This window comes from Streptomyces durmitorensis (assembly GCF_023498005.1).
Taxonomy (GTDB): Bacteria; Actinomycetota; Actinomycetes; order Streptomycetales; family Streptomycetaceae; genus Streptomyces; species Streptomyces durmitorensis.
On the sequence record NZ_CP097289.1, the window covers coordinates 9,024,252 to 9,046,482 of the forward strand.

Here is a 22,231-nt window from a genome sequence, read left to right on the forward strand (position 1 = left end):
GACCTCACAGGGGAGTCGCGGACGAGAAGGGGGCGAGATCACGGAAATGTACTACGACACCGAGCCGTGTCCGGTGTGCGGGTGCCACACCCACGGGCTTTCCAACAAGTTCCTCTGCCCGGCTTGTGACGCGGTGTGGACTTCGGGTGAACCCGATTCCATCGTCTTCATCGGCCCGCGCACCCTGCTGAATGGCTTTCCTCTCCGTCGACACCACATCGGGACGGATCGCTTGAAGTAGCAGTAGATTCCCGCTGAACGGCGGTACGAGGGGCAAGCCGGCAAGCCCTCGTACCGCCGCGCGAGTTGGGAAAATGTTCGCGAGCTCGCGCGGCCGCCCGACTCCCGTAACTGCTGGGAAGGACATTTGCAGCAACTAGGCGTTCGGTGTGGCTGGTCCTGTCAGGTCCGTGTCGCGGGGGAGATCCTGCTTTGCACACGGAACCGCCCGACGGTCGTTTCCGTTGTCAGGCAGAGGCTCACTGCGACGGGCCCGGCGAAGGTGTATCCCTGTTCGGCAGCGTGCCGGTGCACTTCGTGGGCCAGGTAGTTGCCCAGTTCGACCCTTGCCGACGCGAGTTGCACGTGGCTTTGGCGCGGCAACTCCACGGTGAAGGTGTTGGGGGCCACTGTGCGGCCCCGCTCCAGGATGAGGGCCCGCTCGTCGCATTCCCGGCAAAGTATGGACACCACCGCTCCCCGTTGCCGCCGGGGTGGCCGAACGCTGCCCCACAGGGAGGCCATCCACCGTTCCATCGCGCGCTCAAGAGCGAGAAGAAGTCTCATCAGGCCCGCCTGCCCACCCGCCCCAGCCGGACACTCATCCATGAGGGTGTCCTATAAACGGCACTCGTTCGGGAGGTATTCGCCCACCGTGCGTCTGACGGGGGAGGGCACGGGTTGCGACAACATCAAGCCTTGCGCAACAACACTGTGCGCCCGCTCCTTTCGCCGTTCGGCGAGTCCGAGGCGCCGCCCAGGGTGCAAGTGCCTCCTGAAGGAACGAACGCCGCCCTCCCCGCCCAGTCTCGGCGGCGGGACGCGGAGCATCCGCCGCTGCTGGGTGGGAACGCTGCGTGCCGATGACGGGCGTGAGCCGCACCGTCGTGGTCACGTCGGGTTCGACGGCATATAGCCTTCCCGGTTGCCCCTTGGTTGCAGGTCTCTGCTGCGTCAGGGCGCGGTCAGCGGGTGCACTGATTCGGTGGCGTGGCGGTGTTCGGCGTTGATGCGTTGGGCTTCTTCGAGTTGGTCTTCGAGGATGACGATGCGGCAGGCGGCCTCGATGGGGGTGCCCTGGTCGACGAGTTGTCGGGCGCGGGCGGCGATGCGAAGTTGGTAGCGGGAGTAGCGGCGGTGGCCGCCCGCGGAGCGCAGTGGGGTGATCAGGCGGGCTTCGCCGATGGCGCGGAGGAAGCCTTGTGTGGTGCCGAGTATCTCGGCGGCCCGGCCCATCGTATAGGCGGGGTAGTCGTCGTCATCGAGACGGCCAAACGTGTCGTCTGCTGTCATCTGCACCTCTTCGTGGAACGCGCGGAGGGGCCCGGGTGCCGTACTGGCACCCGGGCCCCGAAGGAAACTGCTACACCATCTGCCGGCCCTAGTGCTGCGCCGGCTTTCTGTTTCCGCTGGCCCGACCTGGAAGTTGTCGGCGTTGCGGGGATCGCGGTTGCTTGACCGGAGACCACCTCACTGTCGATGTCCTGCGGTACCCGGGCTCTGCAGTTCCGCCCGGGCGATCCTGATGGCGCGAGGCTCCTCCGTTCTTCCCTCTTGAACGACTACTCACTTCTGTACTGCGGGTACTGCACCTACTTCTTCACTGCGAACTACTGGTGGCCTGCGACAGCGCCACTCTTCGGCAGCCAGCCCCGTCGCCTCTCCTGCATCTGCTCTGGCTTAGAACCCCACTGCCGAACCTCCCGGCGCGCGCGCCCGCAGCCGACGCCTTCACCGAGGTGCTGCTCACTTGCCTGCACTGCTGGGTACTGCGAACTGCACTTGCTTGTACTGCACTTGCTTGTACTGCGGTCCTGCTCACGGCGGCCCCTGATCACTGCGGGCCACCCGGTCCGGTCGTCAGCCCCGTCACCGTCCTGCAACCGCTCTGGCTTCGGAACTCCACCACCGCACCGTCCTGCGTACTGCACCAGCGGGTACTACTGCCCGGCAGTTCATCCCTGCCGGGCCCTGCTGTCTTTCTGGCTACGAGAGAAACCATAACCACACCACCACCCAATGTCTACTCCCGCCGACACAGATTTCCGCGTGTTCGACAGTGAGGTAATCGACCTCGACGCCGACGGGGGCAGACGCGAAGACCGTCACCGCCGGAATAACGGGCCACAGGCCGGGGCACAAGCACCGGAGCGTCAACGTCGCACCCGTCCGCTGCACGACATCCGTCGCCGACACACGCGAGAGCGCCCGGGATTCCCTCGGGAGGCTCGTACCGGCGACGGCGGCCGAGGCCGCTGACACCGTGATCCTGGTCGTCTCGCAACTCGTCACCAACGCGCTGCGCCACGGCGACGGCACCTGCACCCTGAACCTGACCACACACCCGGACGCCATCGAGGTGGCCGTACGTGACCGCAGCCCGCACGCGCCACGCCTGCGCACCCCCGACCTGGACGGCGACACCGGAGGCTTCGGCTGGCCCATGGTCAACGACCTCGCCCACACCACCTCGGTGGCCCCGCCCGATGCCCGGCGGCAAGACCGTCAGCGCCCTCCTGGCCCGATAGTGCCAACGGGTCGGCGCCAATAGGCCACCGAAGCCGACGTACCGCGTAGAGGCGCTCAGGGTTGACGGCGTCACAGAGAGGGGCCGGGCGGGGAAATGAGCCGATTTGCAGACATCTAGCGCCTGCGATGGGACGATTGCGGTGTCCGGCCGCCGCCGCGCAGCGCGGCGGCGGCCGGGAGCGCGAGGGACCGAGGCTCCCCCTCGATCGGTCCTCGCGCCAGGTGCCCTCCAGGCGGCGGTGGCGAGCTGCGGGAGCTGCCCCGCTGGCACACCGAGAGGGCGGGAGGCTGGAGTCGCGTTGTCGGCGATGCGGCTCCAGCCCGGCCTCGTCAGTCGGTCACGGCTCGGGGGCAGGGAGCCTGCGGTGTGGGCCAGAGCCCAACGTCACCTGGTCTGAGAGTAGAACGTTAGCCAGGTATCCGGAAGCGGGCCCCGGTCGCCGCGCGGCCCGGAGGGCCGCCACCGGGCGCCGGATGGCCGCGCGGCGGGACGAAGCGGCGACCGCGCCACCCAGGCGATATCGAAGCCGCGACGTCCACCACCCGCGGGCAGGCTTCATCCCACTTACTCGCAGAGTCCGGGCACGGCGCCGTGCCCGGACTCTGTCAGTAACTCCTGAAACGCGAATCTTCGCGCCATCAGCCATCATTGCCCGTCAGGGACGCGTGGCCTCTATTGCCCTCCGTCCAGGGCCACTTGCGGCCCAGTCATGAGATATCCGTGCAGCGCGCTGGCGGTGGTGTCCACGAACTCTTCCGGGATGGCGGCGGCGTCGACCAGGGGGCTTGGGCGTGCTTGCGAGTTCGCGGTTCTCGGGTTCGCCTGTCCATTCGTGGGTGACGAAAACCGGGCCTGCCCTCAGCTGGCTGAACAGGTCCCCTTGGCCTCCCACCCGAAACCGGCGCAAGCGGAGCGTGATGTTCTGCCTGGCCCTGGGCAGGTGGCCAGACAGTGACCATACTGAGCCCTTCCTGGTCGCTGCCGCGGAGCATTACCGCGTCCCCGCGCTCGTTCGGGAGGGGGGCGCCTTGCGGGATGCACCGAGGGGGAAGCCGTCCCGCAAGGCGCCCGCGACCTGCGCCCGAGGCGGAGGGAGCTCAGCCTCCGGCCACGGCCGTCGCCCACACCGCGACGACGACGGAGCCCGAAGCGAAGGCCAGCGTTGCGGCCCGCGCCATCCACCACTTGCGCGACACAGCCCCTTGGTGGCGCCGATGGTCGACCTCTTCGCTGCTGCAGAAGCGCCGCAGAGCACATGCTGGGCTGCCCTTTTCCTGTTCCGGCCGACACCGCTCACAACGCAACCGAGCAGGAGAGTCGACCATTAGCCAGTACGCATCCAGCAGTGCGGCCGGAACAGCAGGGACCAAGGCGCCGTCACCCTTCTCGCCCTGTCCCATGCCCGGGAAAACGAACCCCGCACGGCGGAGAAACGGTTCACGTCCACCTCTCGCACCAGAGCCACCTTCAGCGGTGAGGCAGTACGCGAGGCTTGAGCGGAACCAAAGAATCTTTACCACTTGGGAGCAGCCAACCGGGCGTTGTCCAGGCCAGGCCGACGAGACCCCTACCAAACCCGTTCGTCTCGCCACCGCCCTGGCCCGCTTCACCCCTGGCGCCCGCACCAAAATTGGCAGAGTCACGTCAACGCTCCAGGCCCTTTACATCACCAGCGTCACGCGTATCAACGCCGGACAGATCGTCAAGTGCCCAGCCGGTGAGAAGCACTGGCGGCACCGACACCACGCTCATGGCGCACATCGCCATGGTCGTAGGCGACGCCGACGGCACCACACTCGGCTGGAGCCCGTTACCGATGAGCAGTACGCCAATGCCTTGAAGCAGGCATCCTGACCGCCGGGTGAGCGAGGGCTGGTCGCGCACAGCACGTCCTCCCAGAGTTGGGGGGGCAGTACCCACATCTCCACAGGGATCGGTTCCTGCCCGCGAATCCGGATCGCCTCCTGCCGAGGCGCGACCAAGGCCGAGAACGCCAGTCGCGCGCCGTCACCAAGTCCGTCCCCTGAGCGCCAGCAGGAGGTATTGGGGATCGTTGCACGCGAGAGTTCCGATCGCTTACGCAGCGTCGTACGGCGCGACGGTGCGAAGATGCTCGACCACATCGGCGTTCCAGAATCGGACGCCGGGCACGCCAGTGAACTGCTGGACTGCTCGTTGATGCTGGGCGGGCGACAGCTCAACGGCGTCGACGAGGGCCCGTGGTCGCGTGCCAGGTGAACGGCCTGGTGCCCAGGTCCTGATCCGACCGCGAGTATCCGCCTTCCGTTGAGCGGCCCGAGGGCTTCGGCTCCTGGTCCAACGCCTTCCCACCACTTCATGTGTTCAGGGACAGGCGGCAGGTATCCGCGGTCCACCTGCATTTGCCCGTACTGGACGGCCCTGTCTATGACGAGGATGCGGTCGGCGAGGCGGGTGTTCTCCAACTGGTGCGTGACCACCATCGTGATGGCGTCCATCTGCGAAGTCGGCTCATCCAGGATGAGCAGCTCAGGGCGCCTGTAGATCGCGCGGGAGCATGCCAGGCGCTGCCACTGGCCCCGAGGTACGACATGGCACAGGTAGGAAAGCCGTCTCAAGGCGTCCAGTCAGTCCGATGCCAACACCTATGCCCGATTCGGGACCGTTGATTGGTCCCAGTTGTGCTCAGGGCCGGCATCGGCATCGAATGACCGTGGGTCGAGGGGATTACCCCACCCAGGCGAGGACCGTACGCGCGAACTCCTCGGGCACCTGTTCCGGCGCCGCCACATGACCGCTGGACAGCACTCTGGTCTCGCAGCCGAGCGCGGCCGCGAACTTCGCCAGGGAGGGGAGCGAGAAGTGGTCGTCCGGTGCGCAGACGGCGAGGGTGCGCGCGGTGATGTGCGGCAGGCGGGGTTCCATGGCGTAGCGGCGCAGTGACTCGTGGCCCTCCTCGACCCGGTCGAGGACGGTCAGCGCGTCGATGACGTATCGGGTCAGGGCCGCTTCCTCGCCGGGCTGGTAGAAGCCGCGCCGTCTGTCCCACAGCTCGCGCAGGTGCGAGCCGTCGGGATCTTTGACCGAAGTGTCCAGTCACAGGCTTGTCGACTGTCGTTGCCGGACGGTGTCCGCTGCCACCGAGCCACAGGGCGTGTCCCAGAGGGGCCTTGCCGACGATCAGGCGCCATCACAGTTCAGACCGCCCAGGCCAGTGCCGGCTACTCAGCGGGTACATGGGGCCGCCACCGCGCTTGCCTATCCGGGCCTTCTCGTCGGGCGGTATCGCGTGGCGGAGTGAGCTCTGGACGCCGATTCCCGCGCAGAGGGCGCCGTGCGCCCTCACGTCGAGAGCTGCGAGGTCTGTGCGCAGCAAGGACATGTGCTCGACCTCGGTGAACCGCCGGCGCGAGTTGGTCGGGATGTCCTTCCTCTGTCCCAGCGGATCGAACTGGCGGAAGAGGATGACCGCCTTCGGGTGACGGATCCCGGCACAGACCTCGATCAGCTGGCCAATGTTCTCCCGGCTCAGCCAGGTGACATCGATCGGAAGGGAGACCAGCGTGTCGGCTCGCTCGATCGGGGCAGGCGTCACCCGGGTGCAGCGCAAGCAATACGCGGCCTATCAGCGACTGCGGAACTTCGCCTGCGTGCTCGCGCCTCAGTAGACCAAGCTGCTCGTCCATCTCAAGGCGGACCCGAAGGCGGTCGACCTTGCTGCGGGCTTCACCCGGGATGTGGCGGGGCTCGGGCACCACGGCATCGGTGACCTGGAGCTGCAGTTGCGTACGGAGCGGGACCTGGAGCGTGCTCAGGACCTGTTCCGCCTCAGCTGGGCCTCGGCCTAGCAGGCCGAGTGCCGGCGCGGTCGGAGTGTGCAGTTGTGGGCTGGTGTCGTGGTGCTGCCTTTCGACGTGGTGGTCAGGGAGTGGCGGTGGAGCTACCGGCACCTGCGGCGTTCGCCGTGCACGTCACCCGGTGACGTGCACGAGTCCTGTGCTCCTTGCCGGCGGGCTCCTTCAGCTGCGCGTGCCTTCTCGCGCCGTCAGGCGGCTGGTGTGCTGCCGGATGGCCGCGAGCGCATCTGCCGCCTGACCGGCCCCAGCGGCCCGGCGTCAGCCGAGTACTGTGCCCGTGGATGCGGTCGGCCGGCGTCGGCGTGAGAACGCACCGAGGTCGATGGTCTGGCCAGTGTGTTCGCAGGTGTGCGTGAGCGCACTGCGGTCGTGGTCGTGCCCGCCTTCGACACCATGAATCAGGGTGGTCATGAGGCGGCCCACCAGCGGGGCGTTCTTGAACTGATTGCCGCTGGTGCCGATGGCCACGTAGAAGCCGGCAAGTTCGGTTCGGTCGTATACGGGGGTCCAGTCGTCGGTCACGTCGTATACGCCTGCCACACCCCGGGGCTTGTTGGGAACGCGCAGGCCGGGCAGTCGGCGAGCCGCCCGCGTCACCTGCGTCCTGAACTGCGACACGGTCGGAAGGGGGCTTCCGTCGTCCGGATCGTCGAGCCATTCCAGCGGGTCGCACTCGGGTTCCGTGCCGCCGACGAGCAGGAACTCCCTGCCCTCGGGCCGTATATATGTGCCGAGGTCCATGTCAGCCAGCACCGGTGCCTGACGGTCGCCGCCGACGTCGTGGTAGCCCGCGGGGGCCGCTACGTGGTGCACCCCCTGGCGAAGCGGCCGCAGACCGACGGTGAAGTCGCCGCCCACCTCGGCGAGCCGGTTCAGCTGTCCCGACCATGGGCCGGCCGCGTTGACGACCACCCCGGCGGACAGTTCGGTTCCCTCATGGAGGCGCACCCCGCGCACGCGTCCCCCGCGCCGCATCACCGCGGTGACCTCGGTCTTCCAGCGGAAGGCGGCTCCGTGCCGCTGAGCGGCCGCAGCAAGGTTGCGTGCGGCGAGTTGCGGGTCGTCGACAAAGCCTCCGTCGGGTGTGTGGAGAGCACCGAGCCGAGCGGAAGCGTCGGCGAAGAACTGGTCGTCATCAACGGGGCGGGGCGGGAAATACCGGCCGGTGTCCACGGCGGGCAGCCGCTCGGACAGCTCTTGTGCATCCCATTTCTCGTACGGGACACCGACCTTGTCGAAGTGGCGCGTGAACATGCCGCAGGGTGCGAAGTCCACGTCCAGCAGGGTGACGCCGCAGCGGTTGAACGCTGCGAGGGGTTCACCGGCGGGTGCCTGGAGATGGTCGCGCCACGCCTCCCAGCAGTGACGGGACTCCCACGCAGCGTTGACGCCCGCGATCGTGGGATAGGTGAAGCGGACCACGGCGCTCGATGCGCTGGTGGAGCCGTTGCCTGCGCCGCCGAACTTGTCGACCACGACCACTCGCAGGCCGCTCCTCGCGAGTTCGAGAGCGATGGAGGATCCGATCACCCCGGCCCCGACGACGACTACGTCTGTGCTCTCAGCCATGTTCCAACTCACCTTCTTCTTGCCGGACCAGGTTCCGGACGTGATCGTGGAGCGGGTCGGCCCTCGTTCATGCGCAAGATCAAGGTCACCGCGTCCTCCGGGCGGGTTCCGGGAGTGAGGAGTTCTTGCAGGAGGAGGCCGCGAATCGCGGCAGTGGTGACGGTGGCCACCTCCCGCGCTTCCTTCGCCTCGAGCCCTTCGCGTTCCGCGAGTGAGGACAGCATCACGGTCAGGTCGTCGATCGACTCCACGAACTCACGGAAGTCCTCGGGGGCGTACGCGGCCAGGCCGACGACGTAGAAGAAGCCGCGGACACGCGACAGCTGCTCCGGCCGGGTGTAAGCACGCCAGATCGCCGCGACGAAATCGTCGAAGGTGCCCTCATTGGCGGCCTCCAGTAGTGCCTCGTTGTCACGGGATCGCTGGGCCGTGAGCATGGCGGCCAAGACGCCCGGGAGCGACCCGAAGTGGTAGCGCAGCAGGGCGTGGCTGGTCTCGATTCGGGCGGCGATCTCACGGAGTGACATCTCCGGCGGGGGCAGGGCCTCGCCGAAGGCGTCGAGAAGCCGTGCCAGGAGTCGTTCACGCGCGCTGCCGTTGCGTTGCGAGGTTGACAGGATCACTCCCGCAGTTTATCCATTGGAAAAGACGGATGCAACGGTGGAGGATCGACGATGGGATCTGCTCATGTGGTCGGCGCGACGGTCATCGACGGATCTGGGCGCGATCCCAGCAAGCTCGGCATCACGATCGAGAACGGCCGCATCACCCGACTCGGTGTCTCCAGCGCGCACGGCGAGTGTCTCGATGCCGAGGGATTGACGATGACGCCCGGCCTGATCGACGCTCACGTCCACCTGGGCCTGTCGAGCCCGATCCAGCCGCACTTCTCGTTCGGGATCAGCGCCGCCGAGCTCGCGGCGGACATCTTCGCCACGGCCGGCGCGGCGCTCGACGCGGGCTTCACCACGGTTCGCGACACCGGCGGGATCGACGGCGGTGTCGTCAGCGCGATCGCGAAGGGCAAGGTCAGAGGGCCTCGCGTGCTGTCGTGCGGACCTGTTCAGTGCCAGATCGGCGGGCACGGCTACTACGGAGCCGAATGGGAACCCACCGAGCTGTGGAGCAGCCACCACATCCCGGGCCTGTGCGCCCTCTCCATGATGGCGGGCAACGCGGACGAGCTGCGTCACAACGTCCGCGAAGCCTTCCGTCGCGGAGCCTCCTTCCTGAAGCTCTGCGTGACCGGCGGAGTGGTGGGCGCACATGATCGGCTGTCCGACACCCAGTTCACCGTCGAAGAGATCGCTGTCGCAGTTCAAGAAGCTGCGGCACGGAACACCTATGTGACCGTCCACGCCCACAACAACGAGGGCATACGCAACGCGGTCGAGGCAGGGGTGCGCTGTGTCGAGCACGGCACCAGCCTCGACGAATCCACAGCGGCCCTGATGGCCGCTCGCGAGGTTGCCCTCGTGCCCACGTTCGCTGTCGTCGAGCAACTGCTGCACGACACCGCCGGAGCCGGTCTCGCCGAGTCGACCCGCGACCGAGTCGAGGGTGTACGCGAGCAGATGACGAAGGCGCTCGCTGCCGCCAAGCGCGCCGGAGTAAGGATCGGGCTGGGTTCCGATCTCATCGGCCCGGCCCAGGACCGGCGCGGCAAAGAACTCAGCCTGCGCGCGGCCCTCGAGACGCCGATGGAAGCGCTCGTGGCGGCGACCCGGACCAACGCCGAGATCCTCGGCCTGTCCGGCCAGGTGGGTGTCATCGCTCCCGGCGCGCAGGCAGACCTCGTTCTGTGGAACGGCAACCCGCTCGAAGACCCGGAACTGTTCTCCGACCCCACCAACGCCGTCCTGGTCATCCAGGCCGGCCATATCGTAAAGGACCTCAGATGAGCACCATGTGGCAGGGCTGCCTCCCCCACACCGACTACTTCGAGATGCGCTCCGGAGGTGGGCACGACTACGGTGTCTGGGTCACCACGCCACCGCGCTACGACCCTGCCGCGGCGCCGGCGCCTGTCGTGTACGTGCTCGACGGCAACTGGGCGGTGGGTATGACCGCTCCACTCATCGTCACGCAACTGGACCCCATGCAGTCGATTCAGCCCTACGTCCAAGTCAGCGTGGGGTACGCGGGCGAGGAAGCAGAGCACTGGGAGCGGTTGCGCAACCGGGACCTCGTGCCCCCCGGCGAACCCATCGCGAAGGAGTTCATCGATGCGGTGGAGATGGGGGTCGATACGGGCACTATGACGCGCGCGCAAGCCGACGCCTACCTCGCTGAATTGAGCGACAGCCGCGGGGACATGTTCCTGAACTTCCTTACCGACGACCTGCACCCGCGGATCGAACGCGACTACGGCACGGCGCCGAGCGGTCATGGCCTCTTTGGCTATTCGTACGGCGGACTCTTCAGTCTCTACGCCTGGCTCACCAAGAACACCTTCTTCGAGAGCATCGGCGCGGGCAGCCCCGGCATCGTCAATGCGGACAGTCAGGTCTTCGCTCGGCTGGAAGCAATGGGCGACACCCTGCCCGACACCAAGCTGCACGTGACCTTCAACGAGCAGGAGATCCTCGGAGACCTGGCGGTCTACCAGAACCTCACGAAGAACACGGCCACGTTCCTTCACAGCCTCACCTCACGCGGCGGATCCGTCACCAGCGCACTCATGCACGAGACGCACGTGACCGGGCTGCAGGCGTCGTTCCTCAGCTACCTCAGGACCTGCCGCGCCCAGTGAGCCTGGACGCCGCAGCTCTCCTTCCGTCCCATGTGAGTCGACTTCTCTGGAGGTGTACGGGTGGCCGAGCGTGACATCGTCAGCACGACGCCCCCTGCCGTGGGTATCGCCGAAGCACTCAGGCGACGGCTGCCCGCCGGCCGGGTCGTGACTGATCCGGACATCATCGCCGGCCTCTCCCACGACCAGGCGATGTGGGCGCCTGTTGGCCAAGCGGTGGCCGTCGTACGCGCCAAGAGCACCGACGAGGTCCAGACCGTGGTGCGTGCGTGCCTGGAGCAAGGAGTCCCGTTGGTTGCACGCGGCGCCGGTACGGGATTGTCGGGGGGCGCCAATGCCGTCGAAGGCGGCGTGATCCTCGCGCTGGACGGCATGGACCGGGTGCTGGAGGTCGACGAGCTGGAGCGCCTCGCCGTCGTACAGCCCGGTGTGGTCAACGACGACCTCCGCGCCCATGTAGCGGCGCTCGGCCTGTGGTACCCGCCCGACCCTGCCAGTTCGCCCTGGTCGACCATCGGAGGAAATGTCGCGACGAACGCCGGCGGAGTGTGCTGCCTCAAGTACGGCGTCACCCGCGACTATGTCCTCGGTCTGGAGGTCGTGACCGGCACGGGCGAGGTGGTCCGGCTCGGGCGCCGTACGTCGAAGGGGGTCGCCGGCTACGACCTTGTGGGGCTCATGGTGGGCGCCGAGGGCACTCTCGGTGTCGTCACCGAAATCACGGTCCGGCTGCGACCCCTGCCTCCGGTCGGCGTGACCGCCATCGGCTACTTCAACAGCGTCGGGCAGGCCGGTGACGCGGTGCGTGCGACGGCTGCCGCCGGGCTGCGGCCGGCCGCGCTGGAACTCGTCGACCGGCACTGTCTGCGCGCGGTCGACGCCTGGAAGAACATGGGACTCTCCGCCGAGGCGGACGTGGTCCTCCTGGCCCGCTTCGACGATGACGGCCGCGCCGCCGAGGAAGGCGCCCGCCGGATCGTCGACTGCTTCCGCGGGGCTGGCTCTACTTGGGCGGACCGGTCGGAGACAGAGGAAGAGGCCGAGATGCTCTTCGCGGCCCGCCGACTGGCCTTCCCCGCGCTCGAGCGGCTGGGGCCGGTCCTCACGGAGGACGTCTGTGTGCCCATCGGGGCGGTGGCGGAGATGCTGGCCCGCATCGACCGGACCGCGGAGAAGCACCGGATCACCATCGCCAACATCGCGCACGTCGGCGACGGCAACCTGCATCCGCTGCTTGTGACGGAACACGGTGACGCGGCGGCTCAGGTCCGGGCCCGCGCGGCGTTCGACGACATCATCGCGGACGCCCTTGAACTGGGTGGCACGGTGACGGGTGAGCACGGTGTGGGACTGCTCAAGCGGCCCGGTCTCACCCGTGAACTCGGCCCAGCCGTCCTGCAGATGCATCGCGCGGTGAAGCATGCTCTCGATCCGGCCGGGATTCTCAACCCCGGCAAAGTTTTCGGACCTGCATGATCCCTCGGCCAAGTACGGGCTCCAGCTTCAGGGCCATCGCATGGGGCCAGCCTGCGTCGGCGGGCAGTGGGAATTCCCCAGCGGCGGCCACTTGGCGGGGAGCAATCTGGCCGCTGGTGGTCACTCTGCGCTCCCGGATGGTTCGTCGTTCTTGATCGGTCCGGGCGGCAGCTAGGGACTGGCTCCGGTGGCACCTGGATGGGGTTGTTGCACATGCCGTAGCGGCATGTGGTGGGGTCGGGGCACCACAGCACGAAAGGCTCTGTCTGCGATGTACCCCTCCCTCACACCTCCCCGGCAGGTCAAGATCGGTGATGCCGCTGCGTTCGCCGGGATCACCCCACGCGCCATCCGCCACTACCACGAGATCGATCTGCTGCCGGAGCCCGAGCGCGGCGGGGACGGCCGGCGCCGCTACGGCTATGACGACATGATCCGCCTGCTGTGGATCCGCAAGATGGCTGATGCCGGTATCAGCCTTGACGACATGCGGGCCGCCTTCGGCGAAGCCCGGGCCGAAGCTGGAGACGAAGCCCTGGACCAAGCCCAGGATATCGAGTCGGTCCTGAGCAGGCTGGAGGAAACCTTGGCGGCGCAGGAGGCCGCCATCAAACGTCGGCGCGCGGCTGTCCAGCGCTTGCAGGAGGTGGGCAGCCCGCTGGGGCTGCTCTCCGAACTGGTCACGGACCGGCTCAGCCACCTGCCCCCGGGCGCGTTGCGCCCATCCGATCTAGACGCCCTGCTGGTCACGGAACGGATCTTCGGGCCGCTGGGCGCCGCCATCCAGGCCGGCATGTTCATCGTGCTGGCCACCCACCCCGACCTGCGGGCCGAGGAGGACCGTCTTGAGGCGGCCGAGGCCGCCCTCGACGACGGCGTCGAACCCGACGACCCGCGCGTCGAAGAGCTCGCCGTACAGCGATGCGCTCACCAAGTGGCCCTGAATCAGGCCATCGAGGCTGCTGGTCTCGACGCGGCCAAGGAGAAGATCTTCGAGATCTACGACGCCGACCTGAAAGGGGAGGAGGGCACAGAGATGAGTGCCGCCGCAGCGATCACCAAGATGCCCTACGACTTCTCTCCTGCCCGGATGCGCTGCGTGGAACTCGCCGGCCGGCTCTTCGGCGAGGCTCTTGCCGACGCCCACTACGCGGACAGCTGATCGCCTGTGCCCGGCACTGACGTGGCTCGACAACTGGTCGCGTCCATCTGCATGTGACCGGTCGGGTCAGACGTCGAGCCCGGGCCGTAACCAAGAGTGACATCACAACTGGCGGCACGTGAGGATTCCGAACTGGCCGCTGACACCAGTCTGCGGTTGCAAAGCCAGCACCTCCCGATCGCCATGTCGACGCCGACCACCGCCCTGTGGTCGCGAAGGCGCCTCGGGTACCACCCGCTGGACCAGTTCAGGCCGACTCGCGCACCACCAGACGCGATGCGGGCGGCGAAGGCGAGAGAGTTTCGGTGTTGCACCCGATGGGCGCCTGTTCCGCAATGGCGTGGGAAATTACGTCGATACCTCCGCGTGCAACATCACATGGGGGCGTGCGCGTGAGGCGACATTGACTCTCGATGAACTCGCCCTTGAGCTGGCGAAACGCCCCTACGATCTACGCCACGCAGGGATCTCATTCCGGCTTGCCTCCGGTGTCGACCCGGCGGAGTGTGCGCGCCGCGCCGGGCAGAGCATCCAGGTCCTCTTTCGCTACTACGCCAAGTTTCTGGCCGAGGCGCGGAACCATGCCAACAGCCTGATCGAGGAGTCGATGCGATGGTGGTAGCAGTGGGAGATATCGGGAGTTACTTCGCGATCCACCCAACGGCTTACGATGCGCTCAAGGAGGGCGCCTGCCAGGTGAAACACCTGGTCAGGCGCCCTTTTCTAATGCCTAGAAGAACCCCAGCTTCTTCGGCGAGTACGACACCAGCAGATTCTTCGTCTGCTGGTGGTACACGGCCCATTGTCGTGTTCACCAGGCAAAACGGCCTCCTTTCGGTCGTGTGGGGAAGCCTTGGCCCGCATATGGTCCGGATCTTGATCCGCCGGGGGCCAGTTGTTGGACAGGGCGGTCTGTTCGTGGGAGGGGAAAGCCTGGCTCTCGGTCCCACATGGCACAGGTCGGCAAAACCCTCTTCTGGCGTCCACAAAGTCTGAAACTATGCCGTTTGTGTAGGAATGCACCCTGTCGTCTGGGAGCGTCTACGGGCTTGGTGATACCGGCGTGACACGTGAGACATTTCAGGTGGTACGGCGCAGCGAGGGTTCTGCGTGGACGGGGTCCTGACCCGACGGGCCTCGTCGGATCCCTCCGGCGAGGCCCATCGTGCGGCTGGTCGAGGCCGTCAGAGTCTGCTCACCAGAGGGCGTCCTGCTGGGTTGACGGACGGGAGTTGCAGGTGTCGTGGCCAGGTGCACGCGCGTCTTGTTGCTGACGGTGCGGTTGCCCGGCAGGAAGTGGCGCCAGGATGTGGCGCATTCGATCGGGCTCAGCTGTTGGTCGGTCAGTTCAATTTTTTCGATTGGAAGTTGGGTCTCGCCTGTCAGTGGCCGGCAGTAACGTGCACGCTTGACAGGGTCCCCTGCCGAATCACCCGCCAGTGATATGAACGGAACGGCCACACCAGAATGATTCCGGACCCCTTCAGCGCGACCAGCCAACCGGCCACCGCCCCGACCATGTCGGCTCTCGGGGCGCAGCGGAGCAGGTGGATGCAGCAGGCATCATCCGCACCGAACCTCCAGTGCGGGAAGGACGAGATGTTCCCGCTCACCCTTGAGCTCGTTCGCCGGATCGGCGCTGGCGAGGCCACGGATCTTGACGCGCGGCCGCAGCTGTCGAGTGTCGAGTCGTCGAGGTCCTGGCGGCAGTACTCGTACGCGCTGCGTCCGATGGGGTTGGTCCAGAATCGAAAAGGAGTTCTTCAACTGACCGCCGAGGGCTCCGAACTGCTCGCGGACGAGTCGCGCTCACGTCTTGCCTCGTTGATGGCCGAGCGGATCCGGCTGTTCGCCGAGGTGCTCGGGCTGCTCGTGCGCGAGCCGCTGACGGTTGAAGAGGTCAATGCCGAGTTGATTGAGTCGTACAACCTCGACTGGACGAGCGTCAACAACACGCGTGTCCGGATGACCTGGCTCGAAGTCCTGGGGCTGACCGAATGGCTGGGAGAGCGGAAGCAGAGCACGACCGCTGAAGGACGGTCGCTCTTCGCCGCCTGGGAAGTCGTGACGCCTTCGGCCCTGGCCATGCACGACTCGGATGAAGCGGTCGACATTCCCGAAGCCCCGGAGGAGATCGCCGCGCTCCTCGCACACCTGGCCGCGAACGACGGCGCCCAGGAGACCAGGAACACCTACAACATCTGGGTTCCGAGCCCGAAAGAGGACCCCAACAAGATCGAGAACTTGCGGACGTGCATCGCGGCCGCAGAGGACCAGATGGAGAAGGGCACACTGCTGGGATTCATCGCGGACCGGTTCGGCCTGAAGCGCAGCAGCGTCGACAGTATGCTGCCGTTCATGCGGGCCGCCGGGCTACTTCTCGAGGTCCGCCGCGGGGTGTTCACGGCAACGCCGGCTGCCAAGGCGTGGCTGCGGTCGGGATCGGACATCGACTTCATCCGGATCCTTCACGCGAACATGAAGTTCGTCGGCGAGCTGATCCGTGCGGCGCAGGCCAATGTTCCGAGGAACGACGTGTACCGGGAAGGCATCACGTACGGCTTGAACAAGGACAAGGTGCGGTGGCTCACGGCCTTCATGGTCGAATCGGGCCTGCTCATCGAGACGTCTTGGTCGTCGGTCCAGGCCACGGCGACCGGGCTACGTCTCATTGAGACGCTCCCCCTCGCCGAACCGCACCTGCCGGAGGCCGCTGCGGAGCTGGAGCTGTCACCGGGCCTGGCGCAAACCACGTCGGGCGCACCGGGCGAACCCGACACGCTCTCGCTCATCGTGGAATCACTGACGCGCAGCTCCGTCGACCCGGGCGCCGACGGCGCGGCACCCGGTGCGGCGTTCGAGGTGCACATCGAGAGCTCGTTCAGGCACATGGGCTTTCGCGCCCAGCGCATCAGCGGTTCTGGTGACACCGACATCCTTGTGCAGTGGTACGACGGCAACGGGTCGTTGCGGACCGCGATCGTGGACGGAAAGTCGACGTCATCCGGTCGGGTCACGCACAGCAACGTGAGCGACGTGGCAATCGACACGCACAAGGAGAAGCGCTCCGCGGAGTACGTCGCCATCATCGGCCCCGCCTTCAGTGGGGACACGATCAAGAACATGGCCAAGCGGAAGCAGTGGGCGCTCATCACGGCCGACGAGTTGGGCCAGGTCGTCAGCTCCGCTGAGGCCCTCGGCTTGCGGCCAGCCGACGTTGCGATGCTGTTCGAGGTGCCGGACGGGCTGTCCAGACTTGCCGGACTCATTGACACGAGGCAGCGCGAGCTCGACATCCTGTCCCTCGTCATCTCCCGACTCAAGACCGAGTCGGAGACGGAGGAGGCCGTTTCCGCACGCGATGTATCGCTGATCGAGCGCGGTTCACCGTTGGCACCAAACATCGACGAACTACTCGGCACGTTCAGGCTGTTCGATCGCCTCGACCTGGACATCGTGCGGAGCATTGAGGACGTGCAGGATCCGCGTTATGCGACCTACCGGATCGGCGACGCGCGATCGGCGGCGAAGCGCCTTCGCGCCATCGCGAATTCGATCGAGAGGGGTCTCTAGTGTCCTGCGTCAGTAGTTGGTCGTTAGTACAGGTATGACTACTGCTGCTGGTGGGTCAGTTCCGCGTCGGGGCCCCAAGCTGGAACCGTTGCTGCTATCTGCTGAAGAGCAGGCGGAGTTGGAGCGGTGGACGCGTCGGGCGACGTCGGCCCAGGCGGTGGCGTTACGGGCTCGGATTGTGCTGGCGTGTGCGGGTCCCGAGGTGCCCCCGATCGTCGCGCTGCGAGCCGTCCGTAGGACGAGTCTTTGACTCTGCTTCAGAGATGCCGTGACCACACCATCTCCGGCGGAGGTTGCGGGCGTGACAGCTACGGTTCGCGTCTTGGCGGTAGCCAGACCAAACAGCGTGCGCGTGTGTTCCTTGCGACTGGGACTCATTCGTCCTCCGATTCCTGCGACGGTTGCCGGCGCGATGGGCCGTTCCCACCACGCCTTGCACAAATGGCCTGGCCGCCGAGCGGTGCAGGGGATGGCGGTGCGCGCATCCGCGGCTCGGTGGCCAGATGATCAGTTGCGGCGGCTTGCCTGAGCAGGTCACCTGCTGGCTCTGGCGGCGTCCTCGATCAGCTTCGCGGTGGTCTTCGGGTGACTGATCATCGCGACGTGGGACGAGGTCGGTACTTCGACGACCTTGCGGAATTTCGCACGGCGGTACATCCAGCGTTCGGCCGCGGGCGGGATCGTCTTGTCCCGGCCGGCGACCAGCCCCCACGAGGGGATCGTCCGCCATGCGGCGGCCTGAGTCGGGTAGGTGAAGGCGTCTGCGTCGAAGGGCCGCTGGGTGGCCTGCAGGAGTTGGAACGTGGCGGTCGATACGTCGGCGGCGAAGGCTGCTTGGCCGTCCTTGCTCAGGTACAGGTCGGTTCCGGTGGTGCCGTCGGACTTCGTGTAGGGGACCGGCACGCTCACGGCCTGGACCTCGCTGCCCGGGAACTTGTCGATGAGCTCGCCCTGGGTTTCCCCCACTTTGGGCACGAAGGCTGCGACGTAGACCAGTGCCTTGACGTTGCTCTTTCCGGCGGCGGCATTCGTGATGACGGTTCCACCCATGGAATGGGCGACCAGCACGACCGGTCCGCTGATGGAGTCCAGCAGACTCCCGATGTACGGGGCGTCGGTGGGAATGCCCCGCAGCGGGTTCGACCCGGCGATCGTGGTGTAACCCTTGCTCTGCAGCTCCCGGATGACTCCGTTCCAGCAAGACGAATCGGCGTAGCCGCCGTGGACCAGCACGACGGTCGGCTTGGCGCCTGGCGTGAGGCGGCTGCCGGTCGCGGCCGTGGCGCTGCTCGGGGTGAGGATCGCGGCCGATGCCGCGGCGGCCGCGCCGGTGGCGATAACTCTGCGGCGGGTGAACGTGGGGCGGATGGACATGCGAGTACTCCTGAGGTGGTGGGCACCGGGACAGGCATGAGGGCGGGCGCTCGACTGCTAGGACCGGCCGCCCGGATTCTCGGCGGCTTGCGCGATGACGGCGGCCACGACGGCCGGGCGAGAAACGTAGACGGCGTGGCTGCCCGGGGTTTCGGAAACGATCGCGCCCGCCCGCTCGGACATGGCCCGCTGCGCCGCCGGAGGAATCATCCGATCGTCGGTGGCGACCAGATACCAGGACGGCTTGGACTGCCAGGCCGGTTCGGAGACCGCCCCATCGAGCGCGTCGACACCCCACGGAACCTGGGAATCGGCCATGAACGCCGCCTGCGCCTCGGGCACATCGGCGGCGAACGACGCCGCGAACCTGTCCCGGTCCAGGAACAGGAAGCCGTCCTTGGGCGGCAGGATCGGCGGGACAGGCGTGCCGGGCTGCGGGTCGGCGATCAGCGAGCCGACCGACTCGCCCTTGTCAGGGGCGAACGCGGCGATGTAAGCGAGCGCGGCGACATTGGGATGGTTGCCCGCCTCGGTGATGACGACGCCGCCGTATGAATGGCCGACCAGCACCGCCGGACCGTCGAGGCCGTCGAGGACCTGGTGGGTGGCGGCGACGTCACCGGCCAGTGACAGGGTCGGGTTCTGCACGACGGCCACCCGGTAGCCGCCTGCGGTGAGGTGCTCGTGGACGTCCTGCCAGCCTGATCCGTCTACGAAGCCGCCGTGTACGAGCACGATGTTCCTGATGGCCGTCATGATCATGTCCCATCTGGAGGGACAGGCCCCATGCCTGTCCGGCGTGCCCCATCCAAGTCGCGCGCCGGCGAGCGGAACACGCAGAGCAGCACGCAGAGTTGTGGAATGCCGGAATTCCGCGATCAGGAACCGGCGGTGGCAAGGGCGTGGCAGCGACGGTGGGCTTCGGTATCACCGATCGCCTCGTATACCTGTCCCGCTCGCAGGTAAGTGAGGCCGCTCTCCGTGGTCCGTCCCTCCTCGGCCAGCAACATGGCCAGTTCCTCAAGGGCCCCGGCCTGCCGGAAGTCGGAAAGCTGGAGTGCGTCCAGGAGGCTGATCGCCTCGGTACGGCGGCCGAGGTGCCCCAGGCACTGCCCGATGCGGATCAGTGCGAAGGGCCGGCTGTGGGTCGCCACACTCGGCGTCATCCCCGAGCTCTCGTCGTCCATCAGAGCAAGCCCGGAACGGTACTGCTCCAGTGCCTCGGCGTAGCGTCCTTGGCTGCGAAGGCAGTGGGCGACGTTGGCCAGGCACTGGACGTAGCAGTCGGTGTCCCCGATGCTCCTGAACGACTCCGCTGCCCGCAACGAGAACGTGATGGCTTCGCCGGGCCGTCCGAGCTGGAGGAGTGCTCCTGCGGTGTACTCAAGCGACCAGGCGACTTGCGCCGTGGCGCCGCCCCGGGTGGCCAGCTTCAGGGCCTCGTCCGCACACCGCAGCGCAGCCTCAGGGTCTGCCGGCGGCACCGAGTGGACCCAAGCCATGTAGTTCAGCTGAGTCGCCTGCTGCGCCAGGTCGCCCAGAGCTGCGGCGGCCTGCGAGCCGAGCATGAAGACCTCGTGCCAATGCGGGCTGTGCACCCATCGTTCCGAGAACCAGTGCATCGACTCCGCGCAGTCCAGGACGAGGAAGTGCTCTGCGCTGCTGCTCGTCGCAGTCCGCATCGCCCCCACCCAGTTGTCCACATTCACCCGCAACCACCAGTCGGCCTCGTCCGCCGAGGCCAGGACGGCGAGATCGGGGGCGGGCCGGGCGGGCCGTCCGTAACCGGGTTCGAACCAGCGTCCCGCCATCGTCGCCGTGCGCAGCAGCCACGACGTCACCGTTCGCGTTACTGCCTCGCGTCCGGCCGGGGGCTCCTCCTCCTTGAACCGGTTGCGAGCGAACAGGCGAACCAGGTCGTGGAAGCGATAGCGACCCGCGCTGCTGTCCTGCAGCAGGCCCAGATCGACCAGGTCATCGAGCGCGTTCCAGGCGTCCTCCATCGGCATTCCCCCGGCCACGGCCGCCAGAGCTGCGTCGAAGTCCCGGCCCGGTACCACGGCCAGGCGGCGGAAGAGCCGCCGCGCACGCTCTGAAAGCTGCTCGTACGACATGCCGAAAGCGTTGGCGATCTTGAGGTCCCCGGCCTTGAATTGATCGAGTCGGCCTTCTTCGTCGGTCAGCCGCCCGGCGAGTTCGGCCGCGTCCCATCCGGGCCGGCTCGCCAGTCGGTTGCCAATGATCCGCAGGGCCAGAGGCAGACCTCCGCACAGTTCCGCGAGCCGGGTGAGTGCCGATTCCTCGTCGGATGCGGCGCGTTCCCCCAGAACTCCGGTCAGTAGTCGCATGGAGTCGGGTAACGCAAGCGGGCCGAGGACAAGCCTGCGCACGCCCTCCAGACCCGCCAGCAACCGCCGGGAGGTGACCAGCGCCCTGCTCACACCCGTGGCCGGCAGCAAGGGCCGTACCTGTTCCTCGGAGGCAGCGTTGTCCAGGACGACCAGAGCCCGCTTGTCGTGCAGCAGCGAGCGGTACAGCGATGCCCGCTCCTGGACGTCGCCCGGGACCTGCGGGGCGGGGACACCCAGCGCGCGCAGAAGTACCGACAACGCGTCATCGGAAGGCAATGGGCGCTGGGACATCCCGAACAGATCGATGAAGTACACCCCGCCCGGAAAGCTCGGACGCACCGAGTGAGCTCCACGGACAGCGAACGATGTCTTGCCCAGACCCGGCGAGCCGGTGATGAGTCCCACCACCCCGACGCCCGGCGAAATCTCGGCATACACCAGTTCACTCATCCAGATCAGCTCCGCGCTGCGACCAGTGAAGTCCGCAACAGCCCCAGGCAGTTCACACAGACCCCCAGGACGTGCCCAGTGGTTCTGCAGTCTGCCTTCGCGAGCCAGATCGATCAGCTGCCGACGAGCCTCCCCTTCCAATGCCAGCGCGTCCGCCAATGCGGTAACGGTGCGATGCTGTGGTCCTGTGCTGCGCCCCCGCTCCATGTCTGACAGCGCGCGGGCACTGACCCCCGACACCTCCGCCAGCTTCTCCAACGTCAGTCGTGCCGAGCGCCGGTGAGCACGCAGCACTTCCCCGAAACCCGCTTGCTCGATCAAGGCCCCACCCCTCCAAGCAGCGAACGCACTCACGAACTGCCAAGACCCCCACGGCTGATCAGGTCGCCCCATTGCGCACGTCGCCTGCCACTGTGCCGTACGGGGACCGACCCTCGCCCGGACTGACGAGATTCTTGCCCGCGGGCATAGCTCGCCCCAAACAGTCGGCGCTGATCATCCTGTGGCGCGGTGTCGCGGACAACGACGATCCGGTGCACCACGCGGCCGGGGGGTCGAGCAGTCCCGACTCGGCGAGCACGAAGGCGCAACATCATGATCCTTCTCGTCGGGAGGCAGCGCGCAGGTGATCGCTGGCGGCGTCGAGCAGCACGGTGTCCGGAGAACGATGGCGCTGAGGCCGTTGCTGCGGTGAGTGCCGTCTTGCGGTCGGCCGACTTCGCCAGGTGGGCAGAGGGAAGGTCCGATCCATGACGCAATCCGGGGGTGGCGCGGGCACGCTGCAGATCGTCGCCGGGCTGGCGATGCCGGGACTGCTCTTCGAGATCGATGCCATCGCTCAGCGCCCAGCCGACTAACGTCCACAGACCTAAGGTTGGAAGTCGGTCAACCTGTTCGGTTAACTTCCGGTACTAAGGGGGAGTTGGGCCGGAGTTCTCT

At 67.1% G+C, this 22,231-nt stretch carries 16 protein-coding genes and 4 pseudogenes; 9 read left to right on the forward strand and 11 right to left on the reverse strand.

Annotated elements, in window-relative coordinates:
- Positions 1-402 precede the first annotated feature (402 nt).
- Together M4V62_RS44000 and M4V62_RS39910 are read right to left on the reverse strand one after the other, a co-directional pair.
- A complete protein-coding gene (locus tag M4V62_RS44000) occupies positions 403-828 on the reverse strand; it encodes an FhaA domain-containing protein (protein WP_430626886.1) in 426 nt (141 codons plus the stop codon).
- A 345-nt stretch (positions 829-1,173) separates the two neighbouring features.
- On the reverse strand, positions 1,174-1,512 hold the full coding sequence (locus M4V62_RS39910) for a helix-turn-helix domain-containing protein (protein WP_249592079.1): 339 nt from the start codon (positions 1,510-1,512) through the stop codon (positions 1,174-1,176).
- Between the two features lie 823 nt (positions 1,513-2,335).
- Here M4V62_RS39910 and M4V62_RS39915 point away from each other — a divergent pair.
- Positions 2,336-2,747, forward strand: a pseudogene (locus M4V62_RS39915) (ATP-binding protein).
- A gap of 674 nt (positions 2,748-3,421) precedes the next feature.
- On the opposite strand, the pseudogene M4V62_RS39920 reads toward M4V62_RS39915, so the two are convergent.
- Positions 3,422-3,596: pseudogene (locus tag M4V62_RS39920) on the reverse strand (NUDIX domain-containing protein); the annotation flags it as partial.
- Between the two features lie 1,262 nt (positions 3,597-4,858).
- Here M4V62_RS39920 and M4V62_RS43655 point away from each other — a divergent pair.
- Positions 4,859-4,987, forward strand: coding sequence for a hypothetical protein (locus M4V62_RS43655; protein ID WP_283779184.1), 129 nt, complete (start codon positions 4,859-4,861; stop codon positions 4,985-4,987).
- Positions 4,988-5,148: 161 nt separating this feature from the next.
- Here M4V62_RS43655 and M4V62_RS39925 read toward each other — a convergent pair.
- The 3 genes and pseudogenes from M4V62_RS39925 to M4V62_RS39935 form a co-directional block, all read right to left on the reverse strand.
- Positions 5,149-5,307: pseudogene (locus tag M4V62_RS39925) on the reverse strand (ABC transporter ATP-binding protein); the annotation flags it as partial.
- 148 nt (positions 5,308-5,455) lie between these two features.
- Positions 5,456-5,653 carry an alpha/beta fold hydrolase gene (locus tag M4V62_RS39930; RefSeq protein WP_249592080.1) on the reverse strand — a complete coding sequence of 66 codons (198 nt, stop codon included), beginning with the start codon at positions 5,651-5,653 and terminating at the stop codon, positions 5,456-5,458.
- Positions 5,654-5,918: 265 nt separating this feature from the next.
- Positions 5,919-6,323 (reverse strand): hypothetical protein, encoded by a 405-nt coding sequence (locus M4V62_RS39935; protein WP_249592081.1) that lies wholly within the window; start codon positions 6,321-6,323, stop codon positions 5,919-5,921.
- Between M4V62_RS39935 and M4V62_RS39940 the strand changes: the two are divergent.
- Positions 6,307-6,576, forward strand: a pseudogene (locus M4V62_RS39940) (transporter); the annotation flags it as partial. The gene M4V62_RS39935 and the pseudogene M4V62_RS39940 sit on opposite strands and share 17 nt — an antisense overlap.
- Positions 6,577-6,843: 267 nt before the next feature.
- On the opposite strand, the gene M4V62_RS39945 reads toward M4V62_RS39940, so the two are convergent.
- Positions 6,844-8,154 carry an NAD(P)/FAD-dependent oxidoreductase gene (locus M4V62_RS39945; RefSeq protein ID WP_249592082.1) on the reverse strand — a complete coding sequence of 437 codons (1,311 nt, stop codon included), beginning with the start codon at positions 8,152-8,154 and terminating at the stop codon, positions 6,844-6,846.
- Between the two features lie 8 nt (positions 8,155-8,162).
- A complete protein-coding gene (locus M4V62_RS39950; protein WP_249592083.1) occupies positions 8,163-8,777 on the reverse strand; it encodes a TetR/AcrR family transcriptional regulator in 615 nt (204 codons plus the stop codon).
- Between the two features lie 51 nt (positions 8,778-8,828).
- Between M4V62_RS39950 and M4V62_RS39955 the strand changes: the two genes are divergently transcribed.
- From M4V62_RS39955 to M4V62_RS39985, 6 genes are all read left to right on the forward strand, one after another.
- Positions 8,829-10,055, forward strand: coding sequence for a metal-dependent hydrolase family protein (locus tag M4V62_RS39955; RefSeq protein WP_249592084.1), 1,227 nt, complete (start codon positions 8,829-8,831; stop codon positions 10,053-10,055).
- Positions 10,052-10,906, forward strand: coding sequence for an alpha/beta hydrolase (locus tag M4V62_RS39960; RefSeq protein WP_249592085.1), 855 nt, complete (start codon positions 10,052-10,054; stop codon positions 10,904-10,906). Before M4V62_RS39955 ends, M4V62_RS39960 begins: the two co-directional genes overlap by 4 nt.
- 105 nt (positions 10,907-11,011) lie before the next feature.
- Positions 11,012-12,382: an FAD-binding oxidoreductase gene (locus tag M4V62_RS39965; protein ID WP_249593202.1), complete on the forward strand. Its 1,371-nt coding sequence runs from the start codon at positions 11,012-11,014 to the stop codon at positions 12,380-12,382.
- Between the two features lie 271 nt (positions 12,383-12,653).
- Positions 12,654-13,544 carry a MerR family transcriptional regulator gene (locus M4V62_RS39970; protein WP_249592086.1) on the forward strand — a complete coding sequence of 297 codons (891 nt, stop codon included), beginning with the start codon at positions 12,654-12,656 and terminating at the stop codon, positions 13,542-13,544.
- Positions 13,545-13,884: 340 nt separating this feature from the next.
- Positions 13,885-14,166, forward strand: coding sequence for a site-specific integrase (locus M4V62_RS39980; protein ID WP_249592087.1), 282 nt, complete (start codon positions 13,885-13,887; stop codon positions 14,164-14,166).
- 929 nt (positions 14,167-15,095) lie between these two features.
- Positions 15,096-17,117, forward strand: coding sequence for a restriction endonuclease (locus M4V62_RS39985; RefSeq protein ID WP_249592088.1), 2,022 nt, complete (start codon positions 15,096-15,098; stop codon positions 17,115-17,117).
- 534 nt (positions 17,118-17,651) lie between these two features.
- Here M4V62_RS39985 and M4V62_RS39990 read toward each other — a convergent pair.
- From M4V62_RS39990 to M4V62_RS40000, 3 genes are all read right to left on the reverse strand, one after another.
- Complete coding sequence (locus tag M4V62_RS39990) at positions 17,652-18,491, reverse strand: alpha/beta fold hydrolase (protein ID WP_249592089.1); 840 nt, start codon at positions 18,489-18,491, stop codon at positions 17,652-17,654.
- A 57-nt stretch (positions 18,492-18,548) separates the two neighbouring features.
- Positions 18,549-19,247, reverse strand: a complete 699-nt coding sequence (locus M4V62_RS39995; protein WP_249592090.1) for an alpha/beta fold hydrolase — start codon at positions 19,245-19,247, stop codon at positions 18,549-18,551.
- 122 nt (positions 19,248-19,369) lie between these two features.
- Complete coding sequence (locus M4V62_RS40000) at positions 19,370-21,613, reverse strand: XRE family transcriptional regulator (RefSeq protein WP_249592091.1); 2,244 nt, start codon at positions 21,611-21,613, stop codon at positions 19,370-19,372.
- Positions 21,614-22,231: the final 618 nt, after the last annotated feature.